Genomic DNA, 2,557 nt, shown 5'->3' with positions numbered 1-2,557 from the left:
CGTAAGCTCCCGGCGACTGACGCCTTGCTGAATACTTCTGGTCTGGTTCAGCTATGAAGCATGAGCGATTTAAGAGATAGGGACGCGGTACTACCTGCGAGTGTCGCAGGTAGTACCGCAGAGAGGCTCCAAAGGAGCGGTAGAGAGACAGGCGAGCGGGACAGGCTGGCGGACGCCTCGCGGATCGAGATCGTTTCGGATCGCCGCCGCTGGCACGCCCCTGAATTTCGCGCGCGAGTGGTCATCGCGTCCTACGAGAGCCGACGCCCAATAAGGGAGGTGGCTGCACAGTATGGGATCCATCCAAGTCTGGTGTTTCGCTGGCGGCGAGAGGCTCGGGCCAAAGCGCAAGCCAAAGGCGGGACATCGTTCATACCTGTCATGGTGGCCCCGGCCCCCGAGCCGCCGCCATTGGAGCGTCGGAGAGAACAGGGAACGCTGTCCGGCCAAGCCGTCAGCCTGGTCTTTCCGGACGGTGTGCGGCTGGAGTTCGACACAGGGCTGTCCGCTGATCGTCTGCGTGAGATTGTGGGCGCACTACGATCATGATCCCGCTTCCTTCCACGCTGAGGATATGGCTGGCGGCCGGTGTAACCGATATGCGCCTGGGGATGCCCGGGCTGGCGTTGAAAGTCCAGGAAGCACTGGGTCGTGACCCTTTCGCGGGTGACGTCTATGCCTTCAGGGGCCGACGCGGCGACCTGGTGAAACTGATCTGGCACGATGGGATCGGCCTTTCCTTATATGCGAAGCGGATCGAGCGCGGGCATTTCCTGTGGCCTTCGGCAAAGGACGGAGCGATCCATCTCTCCCCGTCACAATTGACTTGTCTGCTGGAGGGTGTGGACTGGCGCAATCCGCAGAAAACATGGAGACCTGAACTGGCGGGATAATAAAAACCGCGCCAGGTCAGCATATACTGGTACCCTTTTGAGCGCCCATGTGATCAACTGCCTTCATGACGGGAGACACGGACGACATCATCGCCTTGCGCGCGGCACTTGCCGCTGCCGAGGCGCGTGCCGAGGTCGCGGAAGCCCGTGCGGCCAGCGCCGAAGCGCAGGTTGCCCATCTCAAACATCTTATCGCGCGGATGCGCCAGGACCGTTTCGGCGCCTCGTCGGAGCGGGGGCGCCGCCTGCTGGCCCAGCTTGAACTCGAACTGGAAGAGCTGGAGACGACACTCGCCGAGGACGCGCCCGAAAACGCCGTGAATCCCGCTGTCCGCGCGACAGCACCCAGGAGCAACCGGGGGCGCCAGCCCCTGCGTGCCGATTTGCCGCGCGAGCGGGTCGTCATCCCCGCACCGACACAGTGTCCGTGCTGTGGCAGCGATCGTCTGAGCAAACTGGGGGAGAGCGTCACCGAGACGCTGGAGGTGATCCCGCGCCAGTTCAAGGTCATACAGACGGTGCGGGAGAAGTTCACCTGCCGGGACTGCGAGAGCATCACCCAGCCACCCGCCCCCTTCCATCCGATCGCGCGCGGACGCGCCGGCCCATGGCTGCTGTCGACCATCCTATGCGACAAGTTCCTGCAGCATCTGCCGCTGAACCGCCAGAGCGATGCCTTTGCCCGCGAAGGGATCGATCTCGACACATCAACGCTGGCCGACTGGGTGGGAGCCTGCACCGCGACGCTGGCCCCCCTGACTACGCTGATCCGGGCGCATGTGCTGGCGGCACAACGCCTGCACGCGGACGACACCACCGTGCCGGTTCTGGCGAAAGGCCGGACAGTCACCGGACGATTGTGGAATTATGTGCGTGATGATGGTCCATTTGGTGGGCCAGCTCCGCCAGCCGTCTGGTTCCGGTATTCCCGGGACCGCAAGGGCGAACATCCCACGGACCATCTCACCGGCTGGACCGGCATTCTGCAGTCAGACGCCTATGCGGGTTATAATACTCTGGCGAAACCGGGACGCCAACCCGCGCCGGTTGTCTCCGCCGGATGCTGGGCCCACGGACGCAGAGGGCTGTTCAAAATCGCCGAGAGGGACAAGGCGCCCCTCGCCATAGAGGCAGTAGGCAGGATCGACGCCATATTCCAAGCCGAGCGCACCATCAACGGTACGCCCCCAGAACATCGGCTGGCAGTCCGTCAAACAGACATAGCCCCTCTGGTCGACGATCTGTTCGACTGGATGCGGGAGTGTTGCCGGCGCATGTCGACAAAAAATCCCGTTGCCCACGCCATGAACTATTTTCTCAGACGTGCCGATACATTCACACGATTCCTCACTGACGGCCGGATCTGCCTCTCAAACAATGCAGCAGAACGCGCCCTGCGCGGCATCGCCCTGGGCAGGAAAGCCTGGTTGTTCGCCGGGTCCGATCGTGGCGGAGAGCGCGCCGCCGCCATGTATTCCCTGATCGTCACCGCGCGCCTGAACGATGTCGATCCCCATGCATGGCTCGCTGATGTCCTGGCACGGATCAATGACATTCCCAATCCACGCCTCCATGAACTCCTGCCCTGGCACTGGAAAGCCCACCAGCAGGTCCACAATACCATCGCCGCCTGAATACGCCCGCGTCTCTCGCCGGATGATTAC

At 62.9% G+C, this 2,557-nt stretch carries 3 protein-coding genes; all 3 read left to right on the top strand.

What is annotated here, in order from left to right; all coding sequences use genetic code 11:
- The first annotated feature begins 60 nt into the window (after nt 1-60).
- The 3 genes from tnpA to tnpC all read left to right on the top strand — a co-directional run bounded on the left by tnpA (nt 61) and on the right by tnpC (nt 2,527).
- Nucleotides 61-549, top strand: a complete 489-nt coding sequence (tnpA, locus tag CDI09_RS17310; protein WP_052280042.1) for an IS66-like element accessory protein TnpA — start codon at nt 61-63, stop codon at nt 547-549.
- The gene (gene tnpB / locus CDI09_RS17305; protein WP_019092242.1) at nt 546-893 is read left to right on the top strand and encodes an IS66 family insertion sequence element accessory protein TnpB; all 348 of its coding nucleotides are present in this window, start codon (nt 546-548) and stop codon (nt 891-893) included. Before tnpA ends, tnpB begins: the two co-directional genes overlap by 4 nt.
- Before the next feature lie 65 nt (nt 894-958).
- Entirely contained in the window at nt 959-2,527 is a 1,569-nt protein-coding gene (gene tnpC / locus CDI09_RS17300) for an IS66 family transposase (RefSeq protein WP_078524623.1), read from the top strand.
- Nucleotides 2,528-2,557 lie beyond the last annotated feature (30 nt).

The organism is Komagataeibacter nataicola (assembly GCF_003207795.1).
GTDB lineage: Bacteria > Pseudomonadota > Alphaproteobacteria > Acetobacterales > Acetobacteraceae > Komagataeibacter > Komagataeibacter nataicola.
The sequence above is the reverse complement of the archived record's forward strand: the minus strand, read 5'-3'. Positions and strand labels throughout refer to the sequence as shown.